We start from the raw sequence: 2,313 nt of genomic DNA on the forward strand, positions 1-2,313 counted from the left end.
CGCCACCCCGAGCTCGGGCTGCGTCTGCTGGCGCTGGCCGGCGAGCCGCCGAAGCTGGCGGCCCGCATCGAGATCGCGCTGGCCGGGCGCCGCCATGCGCTGAGCCTGCCGCTGACGCTGAGCGAGCAGGACGGCAGCCTGCGCATTGACGGCACCTTCGTGCTGCGGCACAGCGATCTGGGCCTGCAGCCCTTCAGCGTCGCCGGCGGCCTGCTGGCGGTGCAGGACGAGCTGGTGATCGAGTTCAGCCTGCTGGCACGGCCTCTCTGAAGGCCCCGGGCTGCAACTGCTCCCCAGCCTGTCCATAAGCGTCCCACAGCCGCTGCTCCAGTTCGGGCGAGGCCTGCTGCAGCGGGGCGCGCAGCTCGTTGTGCAGCCGGCCCAGCCGCGCCAGCGCGGACTTGATCGGTGCCGGATTGCTCTCGGCGAAGCTGAGGTTGATCAGCCGGGCCAGCGCCTGCCACAGCCGCCGCGCGGTCTCGGTCTGCTCGTCGCGCAGGGCCTGGACCAGGCGCACGAAATGGGCCGTGTGCAGATGGGCGCTGGCCGCGATCGCGCCGGCGCCGCCCAGGGCCAGGGTCGGGAAGATGTTGTGGTCCTCGCCGGCCAGCACGGCCAGGCGGCCATCGGCGATCAGCGCCTGGGTGGCTTGCAGCGAGCCGCCGCAGTCCTTCAGCGCCTCGATGTTCGGATGCGCGGCCAGGGTCAGCAGCGTGGGCAGCTCGATCTTGACCCCGGTGCGGTAGGGAATGTCGTAGAGCACCAGCGGTGCCGGTGCGACATCGGCGATGCTGCCGAAAAAGTTCAGCAGCCCCTGCTGGCTGGGCCGGATATAGCTGGGCGCCGGCAGCAGGAAGGCGCAGACCGGGAAACGCTTGGCGATGGCCAGCATGCGCGCCGCCACCTGGCTGGGGCGCGGGCCCGAGACGCCCATCATCACCGGTGTGCCGCCGGCCGCCTCGCAGACCGTCTCCAGCACCGCATCCTGCTCATGCTCATCGAGCAGGGCGGCCTCGCCGGTGCTGCCGCAGGCGACGAAGCCATTGACGCCCTGCGCCTTAAGATGCAGCACCAGCTGCGACAAGGCAGCGTGATCGACCACATCATGGTGGAGGGGGGTCACCAGGGGAATCCACAGACCGCTGTAATTGTTGTCAGACACGATGGTCCTCCAGTATTGACCTGGGAGGCCGTGCCAAGACGAGCGGGACCGGACCGTGGCGATGCCAGGGCTGCCGTCGCTCATCTGAGCGCGGCAGCAGTGCCGGTCAGATGAGCGACTGCTTTTTCTTGCTTTTCTTCAAAACCGCAGGCGCGGCACCGACCCAGCGCTGGGCGGGGGTCGGCGTGTGGCGTTGCGGCATGCGGCGACTATAACCAGGGCCGGCGCTCCGGCTCAAGCCGGCTGCTGGCGTTTTTCTGCGTACATGCCCAGATCGCTGCGCAGCAGCAGGCTGTCCAGGCTGTCGTCGCTGCGCGAGCGGGTCAGGCCCAGGCTGACGCTGACGCACAGGCCGGTGGCCAGCATGCCCCAGGCATAGGCGGCCACGGCGCGCTTGAGGCGCTCGCCGACCGCGGCCGCCTGCTCGTCGTCCGGGGCCCAGAAGGCCAGCACGAACTCGTCACCGCCCCAGCGTGCGGCCAGGTCCTGGCCGCGCAGCGACTGCTGGAACAGCTCGGCCAGCACGCGCAGCACCTGATCGCCGACCTGATGGGAGTAGCGGTCGTTGACCGACTTGAAGCGGTCCACATCGACCACCGACAGATACAGCGCGCTGCCGTGCTCGGGCCGGCCGGCCAGTGCCTCGGTCAGCAGCAGCTCCATGCCGCGCCGGTTCAGCAGGCCGGTCAGCGCGTCTTCCATCGACAAGCGCTGCAGCTGCTGCGCATTGCTTCTCAGGTGCTGCACCTCCTGCTTGTGCTGGCGCAGCTCGAAGTGCAGGGTCGCCACGCTGCGACGGTGGTGCATGCTGACCTGGCGGAGCTGGTGTTCGCCGCGCTGAAGCAGGCGCAGGCAGGCCAGCGCTTCGCCGGCCTGGCCTTGCCGCTCATGCAGCTCGCTGCTCAGCAGCAGCGCGATGCGCTGCAAGGGCTGGTGTTCGATGCGCACGCAGGAGGCATGCATCTGCTGCGCCGCCTGCAGCGCGGCGGGTGCCGCATCGCTGAGCAGGGCCATCTCGCAGCGCAGCCAGGGCTGCATGGCCTGCAGCAGGCGCACCTCGGGCAGGCGCGCGGCCAGCGCCTCGCTGGCCTGCACCAGCGGCTCGGCCGCCGCCGCGCCATGCTGCCAGCCCTCGGCCAGCGCGCGCAGCC

General features: G+C 70.4%; 2 protein-coding genes and 1 pseudogene. 1 reads left to right on the forward strand and 2 read right to left on the reverse strand.

Features of this window, described 5'->3' with window-relative positions:
• Window positions 1-270 (forward strand): annotated as a pseudogene (locus PO768_RS28525) (hypothetical protein); the annotation flags it as partial.
• Here the strand turns inward: PO768_RS28525 and dapA are convergent.
• Together dapA and PO768_RS28535 are read right to left on the reverse strand one after the other, a co-directional pair.
• Entirely contained in the window at window positions 245-1,162 is a 918-nt protein-coding gene (gene dapA, locus PO768_RS28530) for a 4-hydroxy-tetrahydrodipicolinate synthase (RefSeq protein ID WP_272648751.1), read from the reverse strand. The pseudogene PO768_RS28525 and the gene dapA overlap by 26 nt on opposite strands.
• Window positions 1,163-1,396: 234 nt before the next feature.
• Window positions 1,397-2,313, reverse strand: a 917-nt coding sequence (locus tag PO768_RS28535) for a GGDEF domain-containing protein (RefSeq protein WP_272648752.1), incomplete at its 5' end; no start/stop codon positions are given.

Source organism: Paucibacter sp. XJ19-41 (assembly GCF_028462495.1).
Lineage (GTDB): Bacteria > Pseudomonadota > Gammaproteobacteria > Burkholderiales > Burkholderiaceae_C > Roseateles_E.